At 49.5% G+C, this 26605-nt stretch carries 28 protein-coding genes and 1 pseudogene; all 29 read right to left on the reverse strand.

All coding sequences use genetic code 11. The annotated features are described in order from the left end of the window. Positions 1–6: 6 nt before the first annotated feature. The gene (locus WKT05_RS07655; protein WP_215507699.1) at positions 7–342 is read right to left on the reverse strand and encodes a CD1247 N-terminal domain-containing protein; all 336 of its coding nucleotides are present in this window, start codon (positions 340–342) and stop codon (positions 7–9) included. Positions 343–356: 14 nt separating this feature from the next. After that, entirely contained in the window at positions 357–914 is a 558-nt protein-coding gene (efp, locus tag WKT05_RS07660) for an elongation factor P (RefSeq protein WP_215507700.1), read from the reverse strand. A 74-nt stretch (positions 915–988) separates the two neighbouring features. Continuing rightward, positions 989–1891, reverse strand: a complete 903-nt coding sequence (locus tag WKT05_RS07665) for a polymer-forming cytoskeletal protein (protein ID WP_340413612.1) — start codon at positions 1889–1891, stop codon at positions 989–991. Next, positions 1884–2405, reverse strand: coding sequence for a prepilin-type N-terminal cleavage/methylation domain-containing protein (locus WKT05_RS07670; RefSeq protein WP_340413613.1), 522 nt, complete (start codon positions 2403–2405; stop codon positions 1884–1886). The genes WKT05_RS07665 and WKT05_RS07670 overlap by 8 nt, the downstream gene beginning before the upstream one ends. After that, entirely contained in the window at positions 2341–2658 is a 318-nt protein-coding gene (locus WKT05_RS07675) for a type II secretion system protein (RefSeq protein WP_340413614.1), read from the reverse strand. The genes WKT05_RS07670 and WKT05_RS07675 overlap by 65 nt, the downstream gene beginning before the upstream one ends. Continuing rightward, a complete protein-coding gene (locus WKT05_RS07680) occupies positions 2645–3088 on the reverse strand; it encodes a type II secretion system protein (RefSeq protein ID WP_340413615.1) in 444 nt (147 codons plus the stop codon). Before WKT05_RS07680 ends, WKT05_RS07675 begins: the two co-directional genes overlap by 14 nt. After that, the gene (locus tag WKT05_RS07685; protein WP_340413616.1) at positions 3078–4469 is read right to left on the reverse strand and encodes a hypothetical protein; all 1392 of its coding nucleotides are present in this window, start codon (positions 4467–4469) and stop codon (positions 3078–3080) included. The genes WKT05_RS07680 and WKT05_RS07685 overlap by 11 nt, the downstream gene beginning before the upstream one ends. A gap of 103 nt (positions 4470–4572) precedes the next feature. Next, positions 4573–5106 carry an SGNH/GDSL hydrolase family protein gene (locus tag WKT05_RS07690; protein WP_340413617.1) on the reverse strand — a complete coding sequence of 178 codons (534 nt, stop codon included), beginning with the start codon at positions 5104–5106 and terminating at the stop codon, positions 4573–4575. Next, positions 5099–7003, reverse strand: coding sequence for a threonine--tRNA ligase (gene thrS, locus WKT05_RS07695; RefSeq protein WP_340413644.1), 1905 nt, complete (start codon positions 7001–7003; stop codon positions 5099–5101). The genes WKT05_RS07690 and thrS overlap by 8 nt, the downstream gene beginning before the upstream one ends. Before the next feature lie 246 nt (positions 7004–7249). After that, complete coding sequence (gene hisS / locus WKT05_RS07700; RefSeq protein ID WP_340413618.1) at positions 7250–8566, reverse strand: histidine--tRNA ligase; 1317 nt, start codon at positions 8564–8566, stop codon at positions 7250–7252. Beyond that, a complete protein-coding gene (locus tag WKT05_RS07705) occupies positions 8563–9327 on the reverse strand; it encodes a TrmH family RNA methyltransferase (RefSeq protein WP_340413619.1) in 765 nt (254 codons plus the stop codon). The genes hisS and WKT05_RS07705 overlap by 4 nt, the downstream gene beginning before the upstream one ends. 4 nt (positions 9328–9331) lie before the next feature. Further along, positions 9332–9982, reverse strand: coding sequence for a potassium channel family protein (locus WKT05_RS07710; RefSeq protein WP_215507714.1), 651 nt, complete (start codon positions 9980–9982; stop codon positions 9332–9334). 9 nt (positions 9983–9991) lie between these two features. Beyond that, positions 9992–11341 carry a TrkH family potassium uptake protein gene (locus WKT05_RS07715; RefSeq protein ID WP_340413620.1) on the reverse strand — a complete coding sequence of 450 codons (1350 nt, stop codon included), beginning with the start codon at positions 11339–11341 and terminating at the stop codon, positions 9992–9994. Positions 11342–11398: 57 nt separating this feature from the next. After that, on the reverse strand, positions 11399–11749 hold the full coding sequence (gene rplT, locus WKT05_RS07720) for a 50S ribosomal protein L20 (protein WP_340413621.1): 351 nt from the start codon (positions 11747–11749) through the stop codon (positions 11399–11401). 15 nt (positions 11750–11764) lie between these two features. Next, positions 11765–11956 carry a 50S ribosomal protein L35 gene (gene rpmI, locus WKT05_RS07725; RefSeq protein WP_215507718.1) on the reverse strand — a complete coding sequence of 64 codons (192 nt, stop codon included), beginning with the start codon at positions 11954–11956 and terminating at the stop codon, positions 11765–11767. Between the two features lie 10 nt (positions 11957–11966). Beyond that, positions 11967–12488, reverse strand: a complete 522-nt coding sequence (infC, locus tag WKT05_RS07730; protein ID WP_340413622.1) for a translation initiation factor IF-3 — start codon at positions 12486–12488, stop codon at positions 11967–11969. 140 nt (positions 12489–12628) lie between these two features. Then, a complete protein-coding gene (udk, locus tag WKT05_RS07735; RefSeq protein WP_340413623.1) occupies positions 12629–13258 on the reverse strand; it encodes a uridine kinase in 630 nt (209 codons plus the stop codon). Continuing rightward, complete coding sequence (locus WKT05_RS07740; RefSeq protein WP_340413624.1) at positions 13255–14478, reverse strand: peptidase U32 family protein; 1224 nt, start codon at positions 14476–14478, stop codon at positions 13255–13257. The genes udk and WKT05_RS07740 overlap by 4 nt, the downstream gene beginning before the upstream one ends. Continuing rightward, positions 14471–15115, reverse strand: coding sequence for an O-methyltransferase (locus WKT05_RS07745; protein WP_340413625.1), 645 nt, complete (start codon positions 15113–15115; stop codon positions 14471–14473). Before WKT05_RS07745 ends, WKT05_RS07740 begins: the two co-directional genes overlap by 8 nt. Before the next feature lie 26 nt (positions 15116–15141). Then, complete coding sequence (locus WKT05_RS07750; protein ID WP_215507730.1) at positions 15142–16812, reverse strand: ribonuclease J; 1671 nt, start codon at positions 16810–16812, stop codon at positions 15142–15144. Beyond that, positions 16802–17257 (reverse strand): Fur family transcriptional regulator, encoded by a 456-nt coding sequence (locus WKT05_RS07755; RefSeq protein ID WP_215507732.1) that lies wholly within the window; start codon positions 17255–17257, stop codon positions 16802–16804. The genes WKT05_RS07750 and WKT05_RS07755 overlap by 11 nt, the downstream gene beginning before the upstream one ends. Before the next feature lie 61 nt (positions 17258–17318). Beyond that, complete coding sequence (gene ruvX, locus WKT05_RS07760; protein WP_340413626.1) at positions 17319–17735, reverse strand: Holliday junction resolvase RuvX; 417 nt, start codon at positions 17733–17735, stop codon at positions 17319–17321. 1 nt (position 17736) lies between these two features. Beyond that, the gene (locus WKT05_RS07765) at positions 17737–18678 is read right to left on the reverse strand and encodes an aldo/keto reductase (RefSeq protein ID WP_340413627.1); all 942 of its coding nucleotides are present in this window, start codon (positions 18676–18678) and stop codon (positions 17737–17739) included. 44 nt (positions 18679–18722) lie between these two features. Beyond that, a complete protein-coding gene (locus tag WKT05_RS07770) occupies positions 18723–18980 on the reverse strand; it encodes an IreB family regulatory phosphoprotein (protein ID WP_215507739.1) in 258 nt (85 codons plus the stop codon). 48 nt (positions 18981–19028) lie between these two features. Beyond that, positions 19029–21668 carry an alanine--tRNA ligase gene (alaS, locus tag WKT05_RS07775; RefSeq protein ID WP_340413628.1) on the reverse strand — a complete coding sequence of 880 codons (2640 nt, stop codon included), beginning with the start codon at positions 21666–21668 and terminating at the stop codon, positions 19029–19031. Positions 21669–21872: 204 nt separating this feature from the next. Continuing rightward, positions 21873–22330: pseudogene (gene tnpA / locus WKT05_RS07780) on the reverse strand (IS200/IS605 family transposase). Between the two features lie 148 nt (positions 22331–22478). Then, positions 22479–23717, reverse strand: coding sequence for an AI-2E family transporter (locus WKT05_RS07785; RefSeq protein ID WP_340413629.1), 1239 nt, complete (start codon positions 23715–23717; stop codon positions 22479–22481). A 3-nt stretch (positions 23718–23720) separates the two neighbouring features. Beyond that, complete coding sequence (locus WKT05_RS07790; protein ID WP_215507745.1) at positions 23721–24119, reverse strand: RrF2 family transcriptional regulator; 399 nt, start codon at positions 24117–24119, stop codon at positions 23721–23723. 68 nt (positions 24120–24187) lie between these two features. Then, entirely contained in the window at positions 24188–26596 is a 2409-nt protein-coding gene (gene leuS / locus WKT05_RS07795; RefSeq protein ID WP_340413630.1) for a leucine--tRNA ligase, read from the reverse strand. Positions 26597–26605: the final 9 nt, after the last annotated feature.

Below are 26605 nucleotides of genomic sequence, written 5' to 3' on the forward strand. Positions count from 1 at the left end.
TCATTTTTATTCAGCTTCGTCTTCGGATACTTCAATGTCTTCGAATGCTTCCTCGGATGTTTCCGGATAGGTATCGAAGAAGTCGTAATCGTCCAAATCGAAATCGTCGTAATCGTCAAAATCGTCGTCTTCGTAAACATAGTCTTCCAATTCAGCTAAGTCTTCTTCTACGACATCGACATAGCTTTCCATGTCTTCGAATTTTTCATCGACGACTTCTGCCAATTCCGCGACCACGTCGACGAGTTCCAGTAAAATTTGGCCTTCTTTCGACGATTCTTCCAGTCCCAATCCATCTGCTAAACCTTGAACGTAAGCGATGCGTTGCAAAATGTTTTTCATGGTTGCCTCCTTGGCTACACTCTGGACATGTATTCGCCGGAACGTGTGTCTATGCGAATAATATCTCCCCGATCGACAAACAAGGGCACAAGTAGGGTGAAACCTGTCTCAACGGTAGCGGGTTTTGTCGCGCCGGAAGTGGTGTCGCCCTTTACGCCGGGCTCGGTTTCCGTTACTTCTAACTCGACAAAGTTTTCCGGGGTGACGTTGAAAGGCTTGTTTTGATAGATTTGAATCGTCGCCATGTCGTTTTCACGCATGAAGTTTAATGCGTTTTCCACGAATTCCTTTTCGATGGGCATTTGTTCGTAAGATTCGGTGTCCATAAAGTAGTAAAGTTCGCCGTCGGAATACAAGTATTGCATTTGCTTCGTTTCGATAACGGCACTTTCAAACTTTTCCGAGGGGTTGAAGGTGGTTTCCTTCGCACCGCCGTTTAAAACCGAACGAATTTTAGCACGAACGAAGGCCGCACCTTTTCCCGGTTTAACGTGTTGAAAATCCACGACTTGGTAGACGTCTCCGTCTTTAACAAAAGTTACACCTTTTCTAAAATCACCAGCTGAGATCATAATTTCCTCCTTAATTGTACTGCCTATTTATTATATCAAATTGAAAAATAACCCACAAGATGTGAGCTGCCGCCTTAGTAAAGCTTTTTTAAACGGTAGCCGCTCGGTTTAATGAAATCGTCGAAAAAACAGAAGTGTAATTCCGCGGGCCGGGGCTGAAAGTTTGCTTTTATCGGCCCGTTCTTCTCCCCTATGAGAAGGCCGTCTACGATGATTTGTCCCTCTACCGCCGAACCGGGCTCTCGGATTAACACGCCGCTTAGATGGATGTTGCCTTTCACGGAGGCGCCTTTTTTTAACCATAGGACGCCGACCATCTCCAGAGGGCTTTCTGTTTCAAGGGTCCCTGCCATCTCCCACCGCAGATTCCTCATGTTGTCGAGAAAGGGGCTTTCTGTCCCGTCCGGCGCGACTTGAAGGATGCGGCCGTCTTTTTGTTTCAAATGGAGCGGGCCTTCGGTATGGAGCAGGCGCGTTCCGTCTTTCGATGGTTTTATAAAATTTTCTTCAAGCAGGGACTGCCAGTTGTCGTAGACGTCGGCGTCTTTCATCTCTTCTACGCTGAGCACGCCGTCTTGTTGATTGAAAAGAGGGTTCACCCCGTTGAATTTAAGGGTCGCTTTTCCGCTGATGCCTTTGTAGGTGCAGGCCGTTTCAAGTTTGAGTGCGGTGTAGGTTCCCTTTTCCATGACGGGCAGCAGCAACGGCTTTTTGTCTTCCACATCGTCCATGGACACTGCGGGCAATTGCTCCGTGGTTCCGTCCTGTACGACGCGAGCGATCAGCTCTTTGTTGATCCCTTCATTGGCCAAATAGGCCAAGGACTCGGCGTAGTAGGAAGCTTGCTTTTCATCTTTTTCCGTGCGAATCAACAATAGATTGTCTTCGATGCGCGAAAAAATCACCAAAGACAGGAGGCTGATGATGGCAAAGATAAATATCGCCATTAAGGCGATGGACCCGCGGCGCCTAGTCATAGGCCCCTCGCAAGGCGACGGTTCGCTTCGTTTCTTTCCCCGCACGCAGGCGGATCTCTAAGAGGTCACCCTTTTTCTCGAAGGTCATTTGATCCACATGCTTCAAGAGAAGGGTTCGAATGCCATCTGTCAGGCCCAATCGCTTTTTTTCGTATTTTATGTGGCTGTGATAGGCGTATCGCGACAGTATATCGCCCTCAAACATGTAAGTCACGACTTTATGACCCTCTTCCCCTTTTTCACGAACGTAGAATTGAACGGCGTTCTCTTGCACGCGGTAGACGGCATCGGCGCCTTGCAGCTCATCCACCATGCTGTTTAAAGCAAAGGTCACGTCGTTGTCGCGATTCACACGCTCGGTGAAGCCGGCCGCGCCGCGAAGCCCGCTGAATAGGATTTGACCCAACAGAGCAATAAGGACGGCGCCGATGGCCAATGCCAGCAAGAGCTCAAGGAGTGTAAAGGCTTTTTTTCGGTCGGAGGGATACCAAAAGGCTCTGCCCCGTCTTTTCATCAAGCACCTCCACTCTCTCCGTGGCTTTGTCGTAGTCCGTAATGCGCACGCGGATTCCCGCTTCAGCTTCATCGGCGTAAGCCATGTAGGATTCCATGGTATTGACGCTACGATTCATCCTGTCTCGTTTCGTGTCCTGTTCGTTTAATTGTTTGAAGCTGCCTCCTAAAAAGGCGCTGAGCATAATGGTAATCAGCCCGATGATGGCTGCGGCCACCATGACTTCTAATAAGGTAAAGCTAGTTTTCTTCATTGACTCGTTCCATTCGTATGCGTCCGCTCACCGGGGCCACGATGAGATGAAAGGTATTTTTCCCGACGCGAAATGTGGCGGTTCCGCTGTTGGAAGGCCTGCCCGAGGGGCTAAAGGCGAAATCTCGGTGCTTTTGTGCCGTATTCATATCAACAAGCTCCAGGTCTTTTTCGTAGGAGATGACTTTTTCCTTTTCGTCGCATATTATCGCGTAGCTGTCGTCGCGAATGTTCATGCGCATCTGTTTGCGCGTCATCATGGCGCGCTTTCTCAGATCGCTCAATTCCCCCGCCATGGTATGAATTTGGCGTTCAGCTTTAAATCGCCGAACGCCTTTCATGCCCATGACCCCGATGGTGATGAGAACCGCCACAATGGCGATGACGCAAATCAGCTCCACAAGGGTCATGGCTTTACATTTAGTTTTCATGGGAGAGTATTTGAACGTTTCGAATGGCCATCGATTCATTCACCGATCCCGGATCGACAAAGCTGTAGCGGATTTGCGTGGCGCGAATCGTGCCGTCCATGCCGTTTAAGGGGAAGAAAATTCGGAAGAATCCGTCGCCCATATCTTCTTTTCGAAGGGGTAATACTTCCTTGCTGTTGCCTTCGAGATCGGCCAGGATCAGGCTGAAATTGCCTTCTGTCTTTGCCCCTGCCGCCACATCGATGCTGAATTCATAGCCGTTTTTCGGCAGATAGAATCCTCCCGTATCCATGGCGATTACGCGGGCAATGGGCTGTGCGCCTTCTCGTTTCGGCGTATCAAATTTCATTTGCGAGGCTTGATAGAGCTTGTCTACGTCTTTTCCCGTTTGCGGTTCCAGCACGACGGGCAGGCCGTCATCCGTGGTGGCCGACAAGAGACAATCGAAGACGGAATACCGGGTAACGGCCGGTGCCAAGTTGACGGTATCTTTCGTCTTCGGCGGCGTATCCGATTGAGGCTTCACTTGCGGTTTTGCCTGCGCCGCGGGCTTCGGTTGAGGCACGGGATTCGGTGCCGGCGTCGAGGTTGCGGGCTTTGTGGCAGCAGGCGTCGTGGTGGTTCTCGATGTGGAGGGATAGACGGGCCGCCAAGTGGATGAGCTCGACGATGCGCTGTGGCTCGAGCTCGATGTGCTCGGCGGCGGCGTAAAGGTGCTGCCGCTTCCCGGCGTCGCCGTCGTGTCCGGTGCCGCAGGGGCCGTCGCTTCCGGTGCCGGGGTATTGAATGTCTTCGATGCCAAGGAATTGTCCACAATGTCGTAGGGAATGGACAGGCGAATGGTCGTCGATTCCACATTGGACGGATCTTTATTGTAGCTAATGGAATCGATGTTTAATTTATAGGAGACGCCTTGCAGGGTTTCTAAATACTGACTCAAGGCATCGGTGGATCCGCTGTGTTCGACCACCAAATTCATGAGTCCGGCATTTTCGCCGTCGGGCACCACTTCTTCGCTGGTAATCTCCACATTGGGATCCGAGGCCACGTCGTTGGCCACGGCCTGTTCCACATCCGTTTCTTTTAATGTGGTTTTTTCGTTGGCAAAGGCTGCACCGTCGCCTTCTTGGGCGTGCGCCACAGAAGGCATGGAATTGAGTGCCGCTTTCAGGGCTTCCTGTTGCGCCATGGGCGCGTGAACAAAGGCGCCGTAGCCGGTACCCGATGCCGCCAAAATCAGCACCGCCGCTAAAGCCGCCTGTTCTTTTTTAGAAAAGTTTCCTTCTTTTATTCGATTGATTACATTTTTAATGTATGGCTTCATCTCGCTGTTTCGCTCGGGAATGTCCCCTTTGCGAGAAGAAAAAAAGTCAAAATTCACACCATCACCTCTTCCGATTATTGTATCAAAGGGCCTCGTGCCTGTCGATGGAATTTCCGTGAAAAACAATAAAAAGAGCCTGCACTAGATGCAAGCTCTCCTTTTAAAAAACAGCATTGGCTTTTCCGTAATCATATACGGCGCGGGCGATCATTTCGTGGCCCTCGGGCATGAGATGAATGCCGTCGATGTAAAGGGCCGGATCCTTCGGAATAACCGAATCCAAGTGAAGGCCTTGGGCCTTTTGATTCAGCTCTTTCATCTTCTCTTGGAGTGACACGATCATGTTCATTCCCACAAAGAGATCGTCGTCTACGATTTCAGGGGTCGGAGGCAGGATAATCACCGCTTTGGCGTTTCGCCCGCGGGCGTAGGCCTCGAGTTTTTCGTAAGCCCCTATGACCTGCGGGACGGTTCCTTCTCCGAGGAGATCGTTAGCGCCGCCTAAAACCAACAGCACATCGCCTTCATGGAGCACGGGAGGCATTTGAGAAAGCTCTGTGATCCAGGCGCCGTTCATGCCTAAGTTGGCAATGGGCTTATCCAGCATCTTCGCCAGCCGACTGACCCAGCATTGATCGAAATCGACGCCGTAGCCCGCCACATAGGAGTCGCCGAAGGCAAAGATTTTAGTCAATTTTCTTGCTTTCGATTTCTTCTTTCAATTCGCTGAGGAAATCGGCGAATTCTACATCGCTGCGTTCATTGCCGTCGCGGTCGCGAACAGAGATCTTGCCGCTTTCCGCTTCTTTTTCACCGACGATGACCATGTAGTTGACTCGTTCCATTTGTGCGTCGCGAATCTTCTTGCCGATCTTTTCATTGCGTTCGTCGTATTCGACGCGAATACCTGCATCGGAAAATTCTTTGGTCACCTTCAGGGCGTAATCTTCGAATTTTTCACTGATGGGAAGCACTTTAACTTGGACCGGTGCGAGCCACAGGGGGAATTTACCGGCAAAGTGTTCGACCAAAATACCGAAGAAGCGTTCCATGGAGCCCATGAGGGCGCGGTGACTCATAACCGGTTGTTGTTTTTCACCGTTTTCGTCGATATAGGTTAATTCAAAGCTTTGGGGCATTTGGAAATCCAATTGAATGGTTCCGCATTGCCAGGTACGACCGATGGCATCGCGCAGGTGGAAGTCGATCTTCGGACCGTAGAATGCGCCGTCGCCTTCGTTGATTTCGTAGTCCATTTCCTTGCTGTCCAGGGCTTTTCTCAAGGCGTCAATGGCCATATCCCATTGTTCATCGGTACCCATGCTGTCTTCGGGACGGGTAGAGAGTTCGACGGTGTAGTCGAATCCGAAGGTATTGTAAAGTTCATCGGCTAAGTCGATAAGCTTAATGACTTCTTCTTGGATTTGCGAAGGAAGCATAAAGACGTGGGCGTCGTCTTGGGTAAAGGTACGGACTCTGAACAGGCCGTGCAGGGCGCCGGAAAGTTCGTGGCGGTGAACTTGGCCGAATTCCATGAGCTTAATGGGGAAGTCTCTGTAGGAGTGCATGGATTGTTCGTAAACCAAAATGGATCCCGGGCAGTTCATGGGCTTAATGGCGTAGTCTTCGCCGTCGATTTTGGTGAAGTACATATTGTCGCGGTAGTGATCCCAGTGACCGGAGCGGTGCCACAAGTCTTCGTTTAAGATCATAGGCGTCTTAATTTCGCCGTAGCCTCTTTCAATTTGCAGGTCGCGCCAGAAGCGTTCCAATTCGTTTCGAACCAACATTCCCTTGGGATGGAAGAAGGGGAAGCCGGGGCCTTCTTCGCGGAAGCTGAACAGATCCAGTTCGCGGCCGATCTTTCTGTGGTCGCGGCGCTTGGCTTCTTCTAAGCGTTCCATGTATTCGTCTAATTCTTTTTGTTTCGGGAAGGAAATGCCGTAGATTCTCTGCAGCATCTTGTTCTTTTCGTCGCCACGCCAGTAAGCGCCAGCGATGGACGTGAGCTTCACGGCCTTAATGTCTTTTACATTTTCCAAATGGGGTCCGCGGCACAAATCCACATAATCGCCTAAAGTATAAATGGCAATTTCTTCATCGGCAGGCAGATCTTCGATGAGCTCGATTTTGTAGGGTTCATCTTTGAAGAGTTCTTCCGCTTCGGCTTTGGGAAGGACTTTTCTTTCAAAGACCGGGCCTTCTTTTACGATGGCCTTCATTTCCTTTTCGATTTTTTCCAAATCGTCGGTGCTCAATTGTTCATCTAAGTCGATGTCGTAGTAGAAGCCGTTTTCAATGGAAGGGCCGATGGCAAATTTCGTGTTGGGCCACAACCGCTTGATGGCACAGGCCATTAAGTGGGCCGTGGAGTGCCAGAAGATTTGTTTGCCTTCTTCGTCTTCGAATTTAACGACTTTAATGGCGCCGTCTTCGTCGACAAAATCGTGTTTTCCTAAAATAACGCCATTATAAACACAGCCGACGCTGGCTCGTTCCAAGCCTTGGGAAATATCGGCAATTAATTCTTTGACCGATTTCTTCGATTCGTATTCTCTTGAACTTCCGTCCGGATAACTTACTTTAAACATCATTCACCTCAATTAAAAAAACCGACCGTCCCAAAAGGACGATCGGTACCGTGGTTCCACCTTCATTACTTCTCAAAACATGTAACGCCTGTTAAGCGCTGCCGATTAAGGCAGACGTCCGGGTTGGTTTTCCACAAAATTAAGAGCTTTCACCATCCTCTTTCGCTAAGGCTTTGTGTACTCGTCCCTTCATTCATGGTAAGAAGTATAGCAGATCCCTGTTGCTTTTGCAACTGTGTTTCTGCATTATACCTCACGCTTTAAAAATTTGATTATTTCTTCCGGGCTCATGTCCACTTCTTCCCCTGTTTTCATGTTGCGGAGCTTGGGCATGTTGCTTTCTACTTCCGCCTGACCGAGGACGATGGCATAGGCCACATTCAGGTGATCGGCGTATTTAAATTTCTTGCCGATTTTTCCCGATTCGCCGTAGAAGATGCACCGGATGCCTTCATCTCTCAAGGTCTTTAACAGGCGCAAGCCTTCTTCTTTCGTCTCGTCGAAGGGAATAATCAAGCAGGCTGAAGCTGCATCGTCGTAGCTTTTTAAGAGCCCCGCTTCGTTTAATTGGTAATAGAGGCGAGACAGGCCAATGGAAATGCCGACGCCGGGCAGTTTTTGCTTGGTGTAGTGGCCCGCCAAATTGTCGTAACGGCCGCCGCTGCAGACAGAGCCGATGGCAGGGTAGTTGTCTAAAATGGTTTCGTAGACGGTACCTGTGTAGTAATCCAGGCCGCGAGCGATTTTCATGTCGGGAATCATGTGCTTATCCGACACGCCTAATGTGCGTGCGATGGAAAAGACTTCTTTTAATTCGCTGACGCCGGTTTTAAATTCCTCGTCGTCGATGGCCATGGCGTCGAGGGCCGCGAACACTTCGTCGGTGGTGCCGGAAATATTGATGAATTCGGCGATTTTTTCAACGGCATCGTCGGCCAGTCCGATTTTTGAAAGCTCTTCTTTCACCGATTCCACGCCGATTTTATCCACCTTGTCCACGATGCGAAGCACTTCTTGGGAGTCGCTGACGCCCAGGGCTCGGTAAAAGCCGTTTAAGATGCGGCGGTTGTTCATGTGGATGGTGAATGCCTCAAAGCCCAAGTCTTGGAAGGTCTTTGCGATAATCGAAGGGATTTCGCCGTCGTTGAACAAAGACAGGGAGCCGTTTCCGATGATGTCGATATCGCATTGGTAAAATTCACGGAAGCGGCCCTTTTGTGCCCGCTCGCCGCGATAAACTTTGCCGATGTGGTAGCGGCGGAAGGGGAAGCTTAAATCGCTGTAGTGTTGGGCCACATAGCGCGCCAGGGGCACGGTAAGGTCGAAGCGCATGGCGATGTCTGTGGAGCCTTTTTTAAAGGCATAGACTTGCTTTTCCGTTTCGCCGCCGCCTTTGGCTAAGAGGACTTCCTCTTTTTCCAAAACCGGCGTGTCGATGGGCAAAAATCCCTTTTCTTCGTAATTTTTTCGAATGATGTCCTTCATTCGATTAAAAACCAATTGGTCTTTGGGCAGAAGTTCCATAAAGCCCGGCAATGTGGACGGTTGTACGATCTGTGTCATTGTCCTCCTCCTCCTTCTATTACAAACATGGCGATGGATGCGGCCACGTTGGCGTTTAATGAATCGATGGTTTCTTTCATGGGAATCCGCAAGCGCAGATCCACTTCATTCAATATGTCTTCCCGCAAACCATGGGCCTCGTTGCCCACGAGCAAGACGATATCTTTGTTTTCCCCGTCAATGGTCATGCCCTCGCCGCGAATATCCAGGGCCACAAAGCGGCAATGCTCCTTATAGACCAATAGCTCTTCGTCTGACACATAGGCCACGGGCAAGCGAAATGCCGAGGCCATGGAAGCGCGAATGCACTTGTCGTTGGTGGGATCCACTGTTCCGGGCCCGATAAGCACCCCGTCGAAGTGGAAGGCTTCGGCGGATCGAATCATGCCGCCTAAGTTTCCCGGATCTTGGATGCCGTCTGTATAGAGGAAGCGGCCCGCTTTCGGCAAGCTTTTCGCCTCCACTAAAAAACTGCGGCAAAGGGCGATGATGCCCTGGTTGCTCTCCGTGGATGCCAGCTCCTTAAACAAGCGGTGATCCAGCACGGTGGTTTCCACCGCTGCGCCCTCGATAAGATCGCGGTGCTCATTGAGCTTGTCTTTATCCACGATAAGCTCCTTAACAAAACCTTCGGCCAGTACCTCTTCAATGACCACGGCGCCTTCCACTAAGAGGGCATTGGATGCATTGCGGTACTTTTTGTCCTTCAACTTTTTCCACGACTTTAGGCGGCGATTATCTTTTGAATCAATGGTCTTCATCGCATTACTCGTGTTGAAGCTGCTTTAAATCGTCGTCGCTGCCGAAGAAAATAATGATGTCATTGCGCTGCAATTCTTCTTCGGCGACACGGCGGACGATCAGGTCTTTGCTCCGACGAATGGCGATGACATTGACGTGAAAGTCTCGGCGGAGTTGGAGATCGCGAATGCTCTTTCCTATCCATTTCTCCGACACTTCGTATTCAATAATGCCGTAGTCGTCGGAAAGTTCAAAGTAATCGGTAATGCCGTTGTCCGTCAGTTGCTTGGCGAGACGTATACCCATGTCGATTTCCGGATAGATTATCGTGTGGGCCCCCAAGCGTTTTAAAATATGGCCGTAACGCTTCGTCGGCGCCTTGGCGACGATTAAAGGAACCCCCGCTTCCACACAGGCGATGGTGGCCATAATGGCGGAATCCAAGCTGCTGCCGATGGCGATGACGGCGCAATCGAAATTGCTCAGGCCCAAATCGTCGAAGACATCTTCATCCATTAAATCGGCCTGAATGGCCGTGGTCACATCCTCCGACACGTACTTCACCCGCTCGGGATTCATGTCCACCGCCAAAACGTCGTTGTGCATATGATATAAGGTCTTTGCCACGGTGGAACCTAATCGACCGAGGCCAAAGATAATAAAACTTTTAACCATACCTCTCTCCTATCCCACGATAAATTTTCCTTCCGCATAGCGGAATTTGCGCTTGTGTTCTTTGTGAAACAACCCCATGGCAAAGGTGGTCGGACCGATTCGTCCCAAATACATGGTAAAAGCGAGAATTAATTTAGACGAATTCTTCAGCATCATGGTAATGCCACGGGTGACGCCGACGGTGCCGAAGGCGGAAAAAGTTTCGAATAAGGCGTCCAAAAACTTTACATTTCCCGCCTCAAACATGACGACGGCGGAGGCGACGGTAAAGACCAAAGCCACCCCGATGACGAAGAGGGAGTAGGCCTTTCGTACAATGTCTTTTCCCACGCGGCGATGAAACATTTCCGTATCGTCGCTGCCGCGAAGACTGGCCCATGTGGCCGCCAAGACGACGGCGAAGGTGGTGGTCTTTAATCCGCCGGCCGTGGAGCCCGGGGAACCGCCGATAAACATTAAGAGGCAACTGCCGAAGGCGGTGGGGTCGGTGGTGGCGCCCATGTCTAAGGAATTAAATCCCGCCGTACGAAATGTCGTGGACTGAAAAAATGAAGCCAAGAGCTTTTCGTGTAAGGGCATGGATGCCAAGGTGAGGGGATTGTTCCACTCGAATACCGAGACCATCATCGTCCCGGCAATTAATAAGGCGATCGTAGTGACGATGACCAATTTCGTATGAGGACTCAAGCGGCGGCGCCTTCGGTAGCGCCAAAGATCCGCGTACACGACAAAGCCCAATCCCCCTAAAATAATCAAGGCGGCGATGGTGAGGGTGATCAAGAAATCCCCTTGATAGGGCACGAGGGAATCACCGAACAGGTCGAAACCGGCGTTACAAAAGGCGCTCACCGAGTGAAAAACCGAAAAAGCGATGCCTTTTTTCATGCCGTAAAGTGGCACAAGATGAAAAGAGAGCACCAACGCCCCCACTCCTTCGATGGCCAAGGTCAAGAGGGTGGCAAATATTAACAAACGCACCAAACCCGTTAAGCTGTCGGCATTGAGCTGCTCTCTTATAAACAGCCGCCCCGTTAATGAAATGCGCTGACCGGTAAAAATTGAAATCCACATCAGCATGGTCATGGTGCCTAAACCGCCGATTTGAATTAATCCGAGGATAATGCATTTCCCAAAGATCGTCCAGCCGGCGGCGGTGTTGCGCACGATGAGTCCGGTGACGCAAGAAGCCGAGGTGGCGGTGAACAAGGCATCGACAAATCCCGCCGATGTGTGATCCGCCGAGGCTTGCGGGAGCATTAAAAGCAATGTGCCGATTGAAATTAAAACCAAAAAGGAAATGGCCAAGACAAAAGACGGGTTATGGGAAATTTTTTTCTGAAGACGATTCCGTAATTTCACGCTCTACTCCTAAAATAAAATACACCCCACAGGGAGTATCCCCATGGGGTGTAGCACTTATTCTCCCTTAGCTACTTGAACGAGTTGTGCAAATGCATCCGGGTCGTGAATAGCCAGTTCGGAAAGAACCTTGCGGTTAATGTCTACATTGGCTTTTTTTAATCCACTGATAAAGCGGCTGTAGCTCATGCCATTCAAACGTGCGGCAGCGTTGATTCTCGTAATCCAAAGTTTACGGAAATCTCTCTTTCTTTGCTTTCTGCCGGCAAAGGAATAGCTCATGGAGCGCATTACCGCTTGATTTGCTACGCGGAATAATTTCGATTTCGCTCCGAAGTAGCCCTTCGCTTGTTTTAATACCTTTTTATGACGACGCTTTGCGTTGACGCCTCTTTTTACTCTAGCCATGTCTTACCTCCCCGATTACGGAATCATGTTGTCGATGCGACGAACATCGGCCGTGGAAACCAACGAACCTTTACGCAGATTCCGCGTTCTCTTTGCTGTCTTCTTGCCTGTTAAGTGACCTTTGTAGGCTTTGAATCTTCTTAATTTGCCGGTTCCCGTTCTAGTGAAACGCTTGGCGGAACCTCTGTGCGTTTTCATTTTACCCATTGTATTCCTCCTACTTATTCTCCGATTTCGAGCGGAAAAACATGACCATGTTTCTGCCTTCCATCTTCGGTTTTTTGTCTACTTCCCCGTATTCCGAGACAAGTTCCGTAAATTCATCCAAGACTTCGCGACCGATTTCGGTATGACCCATTTCTCTGCCGCGGAAACGTACGGCGACTTTTAAGCGGTTGCCGTCTTTTAAGAAATCCTTGGCTTTATTGGCCTTGGTGTTTAAATCGTGGGTCTCGATCTTCGGCGTCAAACGAAGTTCTTTTACCGTAATCGTCTTTTGTTTCTTTTTCGCTTCCTTTTCTTTCTTCATCATATCATAACGATACTTTCCGTAGTCAAGGATGCGACAGACCGGCGGCTTCGCCTTCGGCGCAATATTGACGAGATCCAATTTAAATTCGTCAGCAATGGCTCTTGCTTTTTCAATGGATACAACACCTAACTGTTCACCTTTCGGATCAATTAAGCGCACTTCTTTCGCGCGAATTTCTCCATTGATTTGAATTTCTTTAATGACCAAACACCTCCATAGGCAACAAAAAAAGCGGGTACACAAAGACCCGCCAAATAATTGGAACAAAACCTTAAAACCATTGTCGTAAGGTGAGAAGCGGACTTCTTCTTCATGCTCGACTAGTCTATCAAATTTTACAAGATGTGTCAAGCTTTTTCTATTTCAGCCAAAATATGATTTAGCTTCGTTTGAATCAAATCCACCGCCACTTTATTGTGGCCCCCTTCCGGCACGATGATGTCGGCGTAGCGTTTCGAGGGCTCGACAAATTGCAAATGAGCCGGGCGCACCGTGGCCATGTACTGATCGATGACCGAATCCAAGCTGCGGGCGCGTTCTTTCATGTCCCGCTTGATGCGGCGGAGAATGCGCACGTCGCTGTCCGTATCGACAAAAATTTTCATGTCCAAAAGATCCAAGACCCGCGGTTCGGAGAAGAGCAGAATCCCTTCGATGAGAACAATCTCCTTGGGCTCCAGGCGAATCGTCTCCTTTTTTCTGTTGTGAACGGAGAAATCATACTCCGGCATCTCCACGCTTTTGCCCGCCTTTAATGCCTTTAAATGGTCGATAAACAGCTCGTTGTCAAAAGCAAAGGGGTGGTCGTAATTGGTCTTCACCCGCGCTTCGGGCGATAAATGGCTTTGATCTTTGTAGTAATTGTCCTGACGTATCACGGTGCAACGGGCATCGCCGGTGTTTTCCAACAATTGTTCGGTGACGGTGCTCTTGCCGCTTCCCGATCCGCCGCAAATGCCGATTAAGATGGGTTTCAATCCTCTACCTTCTTTCGAATCATATCCTTCGCTTCCACCGGGCGGGGAATGGCTGCCGTAAATACCTGCCGCGCCTTGTTGGCTACCTCCAGAGGCGTGCCCGCCTGATCAACCATGTCCTCGATGGTCCAGGTGAAATAGTCTTTCCCCGGCCCGAAAACCTCCACCTCGTCGCCGACAAAAATTCGGTTGCGCTGCTCGATGGTGGCCCGTTTCGTCTCGGGGTCGTAGTCTAAGACGACGCCGACAAAATCGTAATCTTTGATGTAGGTCACGGAATCGCTGATTCCTTCAGGCCCCTTGGCTTCCCCGTAGTAAAAGCCCGTGGTGAAATCTCGATGGGACACTTTTTTTATCTCTTCCAGCCAACGGGGGTCGTAGCGATAATTTTTCGGATCTGCGTAATAGGCGTCGATGGCCATGCGATAGGCCCGTATTACCGTAGCCAAGTAGTAGGCGCTTTTCACCCGCCCTTCGATCTTTAAGGACCGAATGCCCGCTTCGATTAATTCATCGATGTGTTCGATCATGCAAAGATCCTTGGAGTTTAAAATAAAGCTGCCTTCCTCCGTGGATTCAATGGGGAAGTATTCCCCCGGGCGATTTTCTTCCACGAGATGGTACTTATAGCGGCACGGCTGGGCGCAGTCGCCCTGGTTGGCGTCTCTTCCCGTCATGTAATTGCTCATGAGGCAGCGGCCGCTGTAGCTCATGCACATGGCGCCGTGGACGAAGGTCTCGATTTCCACCCCGTCCACATCCTTTTCAATGGCGCGAATCTCATCCAAGGTGAGCTCTCTGGCGAGCACCACACGTTCGGCGCCTAAATCCCGCCAAAAACGCACGGTCTCGCTATTGGTCAAACTCCCTTGGGTGCTCATGTGAACGGGAATTGAAGACGCCTTCTTCACCCGCATAAAGATGCCGGGATCGGCGACGATTACCGCATCCACCTTCGCTTCTTCCAAGGCGTGAAGGTACTCGTCCAAGCCGTCGAAGTCCTTGTCGTGAGGAATAATGTTTAAGGTGACGTGCACTTTCCTGCCCCGGGCGTGGGCATAGGCGACGCCTTCTTTGATTTTTTCAATGGAAAAATTTTTCGACGCCTTTCTCAGGCCGAAGGCTTCTCCCCCCAGGTAAACCGCATCGGCGCCATAGTCGATGGCGGTCTTTAACTTCTCCAAATCCCCGGCCGGTGCCAATAGTTCTATCTTATCCATCCAATCTCCTTATTAACAACAATCCGTCGCCGATAGGCAACACCGTAGCCGATAAATCGTGTGCATTTAAAACGCGACGCAAGAGGCGTTTCAGCCGCTTCACGATGGTAATTTTTCGGCGCTTAAATAATTTTTTCGACGCGAGCATACCGTGAAAGAGGACATTGTCCATGAGGATGACGCCGCCTTCTGAAAGGAGGCGCAGACTTTCTTTCAGGTAGATCTCATACTGCCCTTTCGCCGCATCGATAAATATAAAATCGTAGCTGCCTTCATCCGTTTGAATAAATTCCTCGGCATCGCCGACGATTAAGCGGACCCTGTCTTCCAACTGTTGATTTTGAAAATGGGTGCGGGCGTTAATGGCCCGGTCCGGATCCAGCTCCACCGTGGTGATTTCTGCCTCGGGCAATGCCTTCGCCATCATGGAGGCGGAATAGCCCACTGCCGTCCCAAGCTCTAGTATCTTTTTTGCACCCAGAAGGGGCAGGAAGAAATTCAAAAAGTTTTCTACCTGCACATCCACAATGGGCACGCCCTCGGCTTCGGCAAAGGCGCGTAATTCCTTTAGATACCCGGTCTGCGGCGGAAGTAGCTCCGCCAAATAGGCTTCGATAAATGGTTCTGTTACGTGCATGAGAAAAAAGCCGGTTAAACCGGCTATTAAACATCCATAATAATGGGCAGAATCATGGGGTTTCTTCTCGTCTTCTTGAAAATGAAGTTTCTTAAATCGTCGCGAATTTGCGATTTAATCGAAGACCAGTCCTTGATGTTTTGCGTCTTGCAATTTTCCACTGATTTCGTCACCATGTCCCGTACGTCGTTCATTAGATCTGTGGATTCGCGAACGTAGACGAAGCCTCTGGAAATAATGTCCGGGCCCGAAACCATTTGACCGGTTTTTTTGTTCATGGCAATAATGGCAATGATTAAGCCGTCTTCAGAGAGATGCTTTCTGTCCCGAAGCACGACATTGCCCACATCGCCGATGCCCAAACCGTCGATTAACACTTGCCCCGCTTCCACATCTTTCACGCGACGGGCTTCGGTCTTGGTCATCTCCAGGCAATTGCCGTTGTCCATCATGAAGATATTGTTTTTGGGAATGCCCATCTTTTGCGCCACTTCCGCGTGTTTTAACAAGTGCTTCACTTCCCCGTGTACCGGAATAAAGAACTTCGGCTTCAAAAGATTGATGAGCAATTTATGCTCTTCTTGATAAGCGTGGCCGGAGACGTGAATTTCCGACAGGGATTCGTAAATAACGCGGACCCCTTTGTCCAAAAGACGGTTGATGACCGTGTTCACCGCATTTTCGTTTCCGGGAATCGGATGGGCGGAAAGAATAATCACATCGTCTTTGGTAAGCTGAATGCGCTTGTGCTCTCCGGTGGAAATTCGGGTCATGGCGCTCATGGGTTCGCCCTGGCTCCCCGTGGTGATCAACACCAGTTGGCGGGGATTGTATTTATTCATGTCCTTAATATCCACAATGGTATTGGGCTTCACTTTTAAATAGCCCAGATTTTCCGCAATGCCCATGACATTTAACATGCTTCGGCCGCTTAAGACCACCTTGCGATTGTAGCGCTCCGCCGCCGTAATGATCTGTTGGATCCGATACACATTGGAGGCGAAGGTGGCAATAATGATGCGGTTGTTGCGCATCAAAGCAAAGAGGCGGTCGAAGGTGGCACCGACCTTTCGCTCGCTCATGGAAAAGCCTTCCCTGAGCACATTGGTGGATTCGCTAAACAAGGCCAGAACGCCGCGATTGCCGATTTCCGCCAGGCGATTTAAGTCGATGGGATCGCCGGAGATCGGCGTAAAGTCCACTTTAAAGTCCCCGGAATGAACCAACACGCCCAGCGGCGTGGTAATGGCCAAGGCCGCCGCATCGGGAATGGAGTGATTGACCTGTACCCATTCCACTTCGAAAAACTTGCCGATTTTTACCGGCTGCTTGTAGCTGACGTTTACCATTTTCGTCGAGCGCAGGAGGCGATGTTCCTTCAGTTTGTTTTCCAAAAGCGCCAAAGTCAGCTTGGTTCCGTACACCGGTACATTAATCTGTTTTAATACATAGGGCACGGCTCCGATATGGTCTTCGTGGCCGTGGGTAATGACGATCCCTTTGATTTTATGTTTATTCTTAATTAAATACTGAATGTCCGGGATGACGATGTCGATGCCCGGCATGTCATCTTCAGGAAAGGTCATGCCGCAATCGACGACGATGAGCTCGTCTTTAAATTCGATGACAGTCATGTTCTTTCCAACTTCGCGCAACCCGCCCAGGGGTATGATGCGAAGTTTCTGTTTATTCTTCATTGGCTTCTCCTTCTTGTTTCCGACTGCACTTATCACAGATACCGTAAAATTTTAAATTATGGTCGGTAATATGAAAATGCACGGTTTTTTCTATTTCTTCTTCTAAATCGTCCAGTAAGTCTACATTCACTTCCGTAATTTCGTGGCAGATATTACAAACCAAGTGGTGATGTTTATGCTTTTCATCTTCAATGCGGCGTTCGTAGCGGGTCGTGCCGTCTTCAAAGGTGAGTGCGGTTAAAAAACCGAGGGATTCCAACAAGCTCACAGCACGGTAAACCGTGGCGATGCCGATTTCCGGCATTTTCTTTCCCGCGTATTGAAACACTTCTTCCGTCGTCATGTGTTCGCCTTCTCTTTCAGCAAAAACCTCCATTACGACTTGACGCTGTCTGGTAAACTTATAGCCTTTTCCTTGCAAGAATTCTTTAAATGTATTTTCCATGGGGCACCACCTATATTTTTTACTGTCACCGATCGCCGATAGTCACACTGAAATCCCTTTATCAAAGGGACATTTGATCCAAATATGTTTGCAAAATCAATACAGCCGCCAATTTGTCCACGTGCTTTTTTCTGTTTTCTCTGCGCACGCCACCTTGCACCAGCACCGCTTCGGCACCGGATGTGGTGAGTCGTTCGTCCACGTAAACAATGTCCATGTCTAGGGCCTCTTTTAAATAATCGGCGTAATTCATGGTTCTTTTGGCTTGAAAACCCAATGTATTGTTCATGTTTTTCGGTAATCCGACGATCAACTTTTCAACGTCGTACTTGTCGATAAGCGCCTTCAGCGCTTCGACATCTTCCGCCTTCGATGCCCGAATAATCGTCGTCACCCCTTGAGCCGTAATGCCTAAGGGATCGGAGACGCTGACACCGATGGTCTTGTTACCAATATCGAGTCCCAATAATCGTTTCATTTTAAATCACTTTAATGCAAAATTCAGGACATACCGTCGCACAATAGCCGCATAAAATACACTTGTCGTTTACCACGGCGCGGCCTTCTTGTACATGTATCGCATCTTGTTTGCAGCGACTTTCACAACTGCCGCAGCCAATGCAATAATCGCCGATAATTAACTTCCGTTTCTTTTTCGAAACATCTTCCAATGCCTTTTCGTTTTCCTTGCCACGCAAAAAAAGATCCGCGTTGTAGTCGATTTCTTCTTTGGACTGCATGCCGATCGCGGTCGAGTCAATGCAGTCGATGGACGAAATCCACTTTAAAGACGCTCTGTTTTCTGCGATTAAGTGGCCGCCGCCCAAGGCTTTCATGGAATAGATGCCGATGCCTTTTTTGTGTCTCTCGCTTATGGCGTTGAGCATTTCTTCCGGCGTTCCGTCTTGAATCCCCACGCCTCTTCGATTGATAATGGGGTGAATCACTTCGATCTCGGGGAAAAGCGCCGTGGCATTGACGCAGCCGATGAAATGGGTGGAAATGCCGATGGCACGGATAAAGCCCGCCTGTTTTAATTCCACCAGGCGGTTTAATGCGCCTTTGTGGCCCCTTAGGGTCAGGAGGGACTCCTGTTCGTGTAACATGAATATATCAAGGTAATCCGTTCCCAATTCCTCCAGCGCTTTTTTTACGCTGGCGTCGGCCGTTTTTTCATCGTAACAATAGGCCTTGGATGTAATCACCCATGCCTCTCGCCCGAGTTCTTTTATCGCCCCGTTGATGTAGGCGTAGTTATCATAGATTTCTGCCGTATCAATAAAGTTGATACCCTTTTCGTTGGCATAAACCAATAATTCCGTGCCTTTTTTTAAGGGTAAATTCGCCTGAAACCTCGAAAAGGTCAACGAGCCGTAGCAAAGCGGCGACACCTCGATCCCTGTTTCTCCTAAAACTGCCATAAATCGCTCCTAAAAATAGAATAGAGATGAGCCCAAGCCCATCTCTAATCTTCCTTTAAATAGAATGTCAGTAATTCTGACAGAAGTTCGTCACGTTCAATGGATTGAATGATACTGCGCGCGTCTAGGTGGCTGGTTATATAGGTGGGATCTCCGGATAATATATAGCCAATAATTTGATCGATGGGATCGTATCCCTTGTCTTCTAACGCATGAAATACAGTGGTTATTCCCGTGCGAATCTTCTCGCTGTCGCCATTGGTTTTCTCGAATATATGCGTCTCAAACTGATTATTGTCCATATAATCTCCTCCATAAGCGTATTATACCATAAATTCCATCAGGGGACATTAGTTTCCTATGGCATTTACAATATCTTTTACACGCGCCATGGCCTCTTCGACTTTGCTTGCATCTTTGGCACCGGCCGTGGCCATGTCCGGACGACCGCCACCGCCGCCGCCGGCAATTTTTGCCACTTCGCGCACGATGTCGCCGGCTTTAAAGCCTTTTTCGATTAAGGCTTTGGGAGAGGCGCAGACGAAGTTTACTTTTCCCTCCGATACAGTGGATAGTACGATCAGCGCGCTTTCCTTATCCCGAAGTTTTTCAGCCATGTTTCTTAAATCTTCCACGCTCACGTCGGTGAAGTGACCACGGATCACATTGACGCCTGAGATGGATTCCACTTCGCCCACTTCTTCGGCCATTTTGCTCTTGGCCATGTCGGCGTGAAGCTTCGTAAGTTCTTTTTCCAGTCCTTTTTCCTTATCCAGGTGTTGAACCAATTTGTCGATAACCACATCGTCGGTGGCCTTTAAGAGGCCGGCGATTTTTTTGTTGATGGCCATGGAGTGGTTCAGCAATTGATATACCGCGGGGCCGGTGACGGTTTCCATGCGCCGTACCCCGGCGGAAATTCCGTTTTCCGAAAGGATTTTAAATAAACCGATTTGGGACGTGTTATCCACGTGGGTACCGCCGCAAAGTTCCTTGGAATAGTCGCCCATGGACACGACGCGCACTTCATCGCCGTATTTGTCTTCAAAAAGGCCGACAGCCCCTGCGTTTTTCGCTTCGTCGTAGGAAAGAATTTCCGTCTTGACGGGCAGGGATTTGAAAATTTCCTCATTTACCGCTTCTTCAATGGCTTGAAGATCTTCTTTCGAAACGGCTTCGTAGTGGGTGAAGTCGAAGCGCATAAAGTCGGGTCCTACATAGGAGCCGGCTTGATTGACGTGATCGCCCAGTCGGTCTTTCAAGGCTTTGTGAAGCAAGTGGGTGACGGAGTGGTTGCGGCGAATTTTTTCTCTTCGTATGTTGTCCACTGCGGCATCGACTTTGCCCGCTGCGGCAATGCCTTCTTCCACCGTGCCCACGGCGTAGATGTGGCCGGTTTTCGTTCTTTGGGTATCTTCCACGCGAATTTTAAATCCGTCGCCGGTAATGGTTCCCGTATCGCCGATTTGACCGCCGCTTTCGCCGTAAAATGGCGTCGGCGACAAATAGAAGAGGCCTTTTTCCCCTGCGCCTAATTGTTCCACCTCTTCGCCTTTAGCGAGGATGTGCAAAAGCTTCGCGCCGGTGACTTCCGTGGTTTCGTAGCCGACAAATTCGATGGCTTCGTCCACGTCGTTCAATTCGAAAGAGGAGGCACTGGACCAGCCGATTTCGTCGGAATCGTCTCTGGCTTCTCTGGCCCGCACTTTTTGGGCCTCCATTTCCTTTTCAAATCCCGCTTCATCCAGGCTCATGCCCGCTTCTGAGAGAATTTCTTCCGTAAGGTCTACCGGGAAGCCATAGGTGTCGTATAGTTTAAAGGCTTCGGCGCCGGAAAGCTCCTTCTTGCCTTCTTCTTTTAATTTTGCGATTTCTTCATCTAAAAGGCTCATGCCTGTTTCCAGGGTCTTTAAGAAGCGCTCTTCCTCCCGCAAAATAACGCGGGCGATGACTTCGCGATTGTCGTCTAATTCTTTGTACTGCACCTTCCAGGAATCGATGACGCTTTCGCAAAGTTTGTACAAAAACGCCCCTTCGATGCCTAAATTGCGTCCGTGTTTGGCGGCACGACGGGTCAGGCGACGTTCCACATAGCCCCGGCCTTCATTGGAGGGCACGATGGAGTCGGAGATCATAAAGGTAATGGCGCGAATGTGGTCGGTAATGACCCGCACGGATTCGTCTTTTTTCTTGTCCGTGCCGTATTCATAGTTGGCCATGGCGCAAATATCTTCCAAAATCGCGTGAATGGCGTCGATTTCGAAAATATTGTTGGCTTCTTGCAGCACAGATGCGATCCGCTCAAGGCCCATGCCCGTATCAATATTGGGATTGGCCAGAGGATGGTATTCCCCTTCTTCGTCTTTATCGAATTGGGTAAAGACGAGATTCCACACTTCGATGTAGCGATCACAATCGCAACCCGGCTTGCAGTCCGGATCGCCGCAACCGTGTTCTTCTCCGCGGTCGAAATAAATTTCCGAGCAGGGACCGGAGGGGCCCACAGCCAGTTCCCAGAAGTTATCGTCCTTGCCTAAGCGCACGATGCGTTCTTTCGGCAGGCCGATTTCTTCGTTCCAAATGGCAAAGGCTTCGTCGTCATCTAAATAGACCGTGGCCCAGAGAAGGTTCGGATCAATTTCCAGGACGCCGGTTAAAAAGCCCCAAGCCCAGTGAATGGCTTCGTGCTTAAAGTAATCGCCGAAGGAAAAATTGCCGAGCATTTCAAAAAACGTGGCGTGGCGGTCTGTTTTTCCCACGTTTTCGATGTCACCGGTGCGGATGCATTTTTGCGAGGTGCACACGCGGTGGGAGGGAGGTTCCGCTTCTCCTGTAAAGAATTTCTTCATCGGCGCCATACCCGCACCGATAAGAAGCAGGGATTTGTCCCCTTGCGGTACTAAGGAAAAACTGGGCAGAGCCAAGTGTTCGTTATGTTCAAAATAGTTCAAGAACGCGGAGCGTATCTCGTGTAATCCCAATGGTTTCATAATGCCTCCCGATATTTGTATAGTCTCTGTATAAAATTATAAAGTCGTACGGGGCGAAAGTCAATTTTCTTGCACCGATTCGCCGCCGGCGAAAAATAAACATCCCCCGGCGTAGCCAGGGGTTTTCTTTGTCGGCCCAAAGGGCTTGTATTACTAGCTGCGCCTGAAGGGCGTCGGTGATCTGCCCGTGCTAACGTTACTCGGCTACCCCTTAAAGGGGTTCGTCGTGTCAAAGGTTAGTTGCTCACTTATTTGATCCTCTTTCAACTGGTTTTGTATATACTCTTGAATCTTTTTAGCGTTTTTTCCCGCTGTATCGACGTAATAGCCTCGGCACCAAAACTGCCTTCCCTATATTTAAATTTCATGTCTCCCCATCATTCATAGATTATGATGCTACTCTTCCCTTTTAGAAAGCCCATGAATGAAGATACAGATAGTTTGGGTGGGATCTCTAGTAACATATGAACGTGATTCGGGCATACTTCCGCCTCGATTATGTTTACACCTTTCCAACTACATATCTCCCGTAAAATCGCGCCTATTTCTAAGCGCTTCGATTCATAAAATACTTTTCGCCTATATTTCGGAGCAAACACTACGTGATACTTACAATTCCATTTTGTGTGTGATAAACTATGGGTGTGATTTAGTGATGTCATTATTTCCTCCTGATTGTGATTGGTTGGCAGACCTCTCTCATCATATCACGCTGGAAATAACGGGCAATTATCGCTAAAGCTAAACGGAACCCCCGATCTAACCGGGGGTTTTCTAATGCAAGAAAATAAGCGGCAGATAAACCGCCGCTTATTGTACTTTTCTTAATTCTTCTTTTTTCCGCTTGTCTTCCCTTAACTTCATCATGACGAAGTTTTTCAAAATAACCAATATGGAGAAGATGGGCACGGATAAAATCATGCCGATGACGCCGAATGTGCCGCCGCCGATAAAGATGCAAAGGAGCACCATGGCCGGGTGAAGACCGGTGCGCTTGCCCAAAATTTTCGGTGCAAACAAATTGTTTTCAGCCCATTGCAGAAAGAAGAAGAGCACCGCCACCCAAATGGCCTTGGTCCACGAATCCATAAAGGAGAAGAAAAAGGCCGGTACAAAGGCGAGGAAGGGGCCGATGTAGGGAATGATGTCGGCGATCATGGTGATGAGCCCGATGGCCACGGCGAAGTTTACACCGAGGATAAAGAGCATCAACATGGTCATGAGACCGACGATAAAGGCGAGGAGCAATTTCCCTTTCAAAAATTCCATCATGGCCGAATTGATTTCGCCGGCCAGGTTTAAAATGTCCGAGCGATAATTCAGGGGAATGGCTTTGTACATTTTGACCTTGATGCGGTTCTTATCCACCGTAAAGTAGTAGGTAAGAATCAAAACCAAAACAAAGGTGACCATGCGGCCCAAGGCGGCGTACATGCCACTTGCCATGGAGCGAATCTGATCCAGGAAGCTGTTCTCCAGGGAATTGACATAGGCTTCCACCTGTTTCTGCCCGCTGGACATGATCCGCGACATATCTAAATTCGTCATCTTCTCGATTTGATCGGATACATCGAGAATGCGGGCGTTCCACTCGTTGAGCCACTGGGGCACGGCGATAAATAAATTCCTCAGCTCTTCAATGGTCTTCGGTAAGACCACGACAAATAAGAGCACCAAGATGAGTATAAAGCCCACGTAAACGATTAAAACGCCGAGGCGCCTGGAAAGCCGTTTCGTCTCCAGATAATTCACCAAGGGATTAATAATGTAGGCGAGTATCACGGAAATGGCCAAGGCCGCCAGGGTCGTGCGCACGACGGGAAATTTCGTAAACACGTAGCGCATGGCGATCAGTGCCAAAATTCCAAGAAGGATGAGCCCGACGATTTTTAAATCCACGTGGATGCGCCGGCTCTTGTCGATGTATTGGTTGCCGATATTGATGAGATAATAAACGCTTAGCGCAATGAGCAAAATCAGCAATAGCCCCCGAACCGCCACGAGGAAATTCGGGGTCACTACATTAAAGAAGGAATCAAACTGATTCATAGGCTACCTCATATCCGCCAGGGACATGGAATTTAAAACGCCGTCCACTTCGTCCTGTATGCGGTCTAAAATGGATTTGGCTGAACAGGCCACGCCTCGCTCACAATTGATTTCTTCATCGCCTGTGCAGCAGGAAAATGCCATTTCACCTTCAAGGGCCGCGATAACTTCGCCGATGGCAATGTCTTCCGGCGGCGAGGCCAATACATAGCCCCCTTGGGCGCCGCGAATGCTCTCGACTAATTTACGTTTTTTTAAGCGTGAAAACAATTGTTCCAAATAGGCCACACTAAGACCTTCCGCCTCAGCGATGTAATTGACCGAAAGCGGACCTTTGCCGTAGTTTTCCGCCAAATGGTACATGGCCATGAGGCCGTAACGACCCCTCGTCGATAACTTCATGTCTTCACCTCCTTAATTCCTAGTTGTTTTCTATGAATAAGATACTCCATTCACCCTATCCTGTCAAACTACTTGACAACGACATTCAAGATCTTGCCGGGAACGTAAATTTCTTTGACGACGGTTTTGCCTTCCGTTTGTTTAGCGAAGTTTTCATCCTTATGCATGGCTTCGATGGCTTCTTCTTTCGTTGCCTCTCTGGGCAATGTAATCTTAAAGCGTACCTTGCCGTTGAATTGAACGGGCACTTCGATAACATCTTCCAGGGTTTTTGCTTCATCGAAGGAGGGCCAGCTTTGTTCGCACAGGTAGCCGCCCATTTTGCACATATCCCAAAGTTCTTCCGTAATGTGGGGTGCCACGGGATTTAAGAGAATGAGGAATGTTTTAAATTCAGCCGCATTCACGCCGACTTTTTGGAAGAGGTTCACGGCGCTCATTAATTGAGCGATGGCCGTGTTGGCTTTTAAGTGTTCGTAGTCGTAGCTGACTTTTTGGATCGTTTGATGCATAAAGACTTCCGTCTCTTTTCTAAATGCATCGCCGGGTTGAACATTTTCCGCCAGATTCCAAACTCTTTCCAGGAAGCGACGGCAGCCTTTAACGCCGTTGTCGGACCAGGGCACGGATTTTTCGAAGTCGCCGATAAACATTTCGTAGGTTCTCAAGGTATCGGCACCGTAGGTGTTGACGATGTCGTCGGGATTGATGACATTGCCGCGGCTCTTACTCATTTTGCCGCCGTCTTCCCCTAAGATCATGCCGTGACTCGTCCGTTTTTGGTAGGGCTCATCGGTATTGACGACGCCGATATCGTAGAGGAATTTATGCCAGAAGCGGGAATAGAGCAAGTGCAAGGTGGTGTGTTCCATGCCGCCGTTGTACCAATCCACAGGCATGAAGTATTCTAGCGCATCTTTGCTCGCCAGTGCTTCGTCGTTATCGGGATCGGTGTAGCGCAGGTAATACCAGCTGCTGCCGGCCCATTGAGGCATGGTGTCTGTTTCGCGCATGGCGGGCTTGCCGCATTTCGGGCAAGTGGTGTGGACCCATTCCTCTACTTCCGACAAGGGGGATTGGCCGTTATCCGTGGGCTCGTAATTTTCCACTTCGGGCAGTTCCAAAGGCAGCTCTTCTTCAGGCACCGGCACCCATCCGCAGTCGTCGCAGTGAATGAGGGGGATCGGTTCGCCCCAGTAGCGTTGTCTGGAGAAGACCCAGTCCCGCAATTTATAATTGGTTTGGCGATTGCCCAGACCCTGTTCGGTAATCCACTCGATCATCTTGTGGATGGCATCTTCCACTTCCATGCCGTCCAGGAAGCCGGAATTGATCATGTGGCCCGTATGGACGTCCACATAGGCCGCTTCTTCCACATTGCCGCCGTCAATGACGGGGACGATGGGCAGGTTGAATTTCTTCGCAAATTCCCAGTCGCGCTCGTCGTGAGCGGGTACGGACATAATGGCGCCGGTGCCGTAGGTCATTAAGACGTAATCGGAAATCCAAATAGGAATCTCCTTGCCGTTGGCCGGATTGACGCCATAAAGGCCTTCCAGGGCCACGCCGGTTTTTTCTTTAGACAGCTCCGTCCGCTCGAAGTCCGATTTCTTTTCCACTTCCGCAATGTAGGCGTCCACTTCGTCGATGTTTTTAATCATGTCGCGGTGGTCTTTTACAATGGGATGTTCCGGTGCAACCACCATGTAGGTGGCGCCGAACAATGTATCGGGTCGCGTGGTAAATACATTCAAGACCGTGTCCGTATCCTTCACTTTAAAGTGAATTTCCGCACCGACGCTCTTGCCGATCCAGTTGCGTTGTTGAATCTTAACAGGCTCGATGAAGTCGACGTGATTCAATCCTTCCAAGAGGCGATCGGCATAAGCGGTAATCTTCAGCATCCATTGGCTGCGGCGTTTGTGCTTTACTTCCGTGCCGCAACGCTCGCATTTGCCGCCAACCACTTCTTCGTTGGCCAGGCCAACTTTACAGGATGGACACCAGTTGACGGGCATCTCTTCCTTGTAAGCCAAGCCGCGTTTAAACAATTGCAGGAAAATCCATTGGGTCCAGCGGTAGTATTTCGGATCGGTGGTGTTGATTTCTCTCGACCAGTCGAAGCTGAAGCCCAGGCTTTTTAATTGCTTTTTGAAATTGGCGATGTTGTTTTCCGTGACGATGCGGGGATGAATTTTGTTCTTAATGGCGTAGTTTTCCGTGGGCAAGCCAAAGGCGTCCCAACCCATGGTGAAAATGACGTTTTCGCCTTCGTAGCGGCGCTTTCTCGCCACAATGTCCAGGGCCGTGTAGGGGCGCGGGTGGCCGACGTGAAGCCCTTGTCCCGAGGGATAGGGGAATTCAACTAAGGGATAAAACTTTTTCTTTTCCGGTTCAATGACGGTTTTATACGTCTCGTGTTCGTCCCAAAAATCTTGCCATTTCTTCTCGATGACTTTAGGATCATAATTTTTCATCGTTTACGC

It is taken from the genome of Peptoniphilus sp. HCN-40583 (assembly GCF_037892835.1).
GTDB classification, from domain to species: Bacteria; Bacillota; Clostridia; order Tissierellales; family Peptoniphilaceae; genus Aedoeadaptatus; species Aedoeadaptatus rachelemmaiella.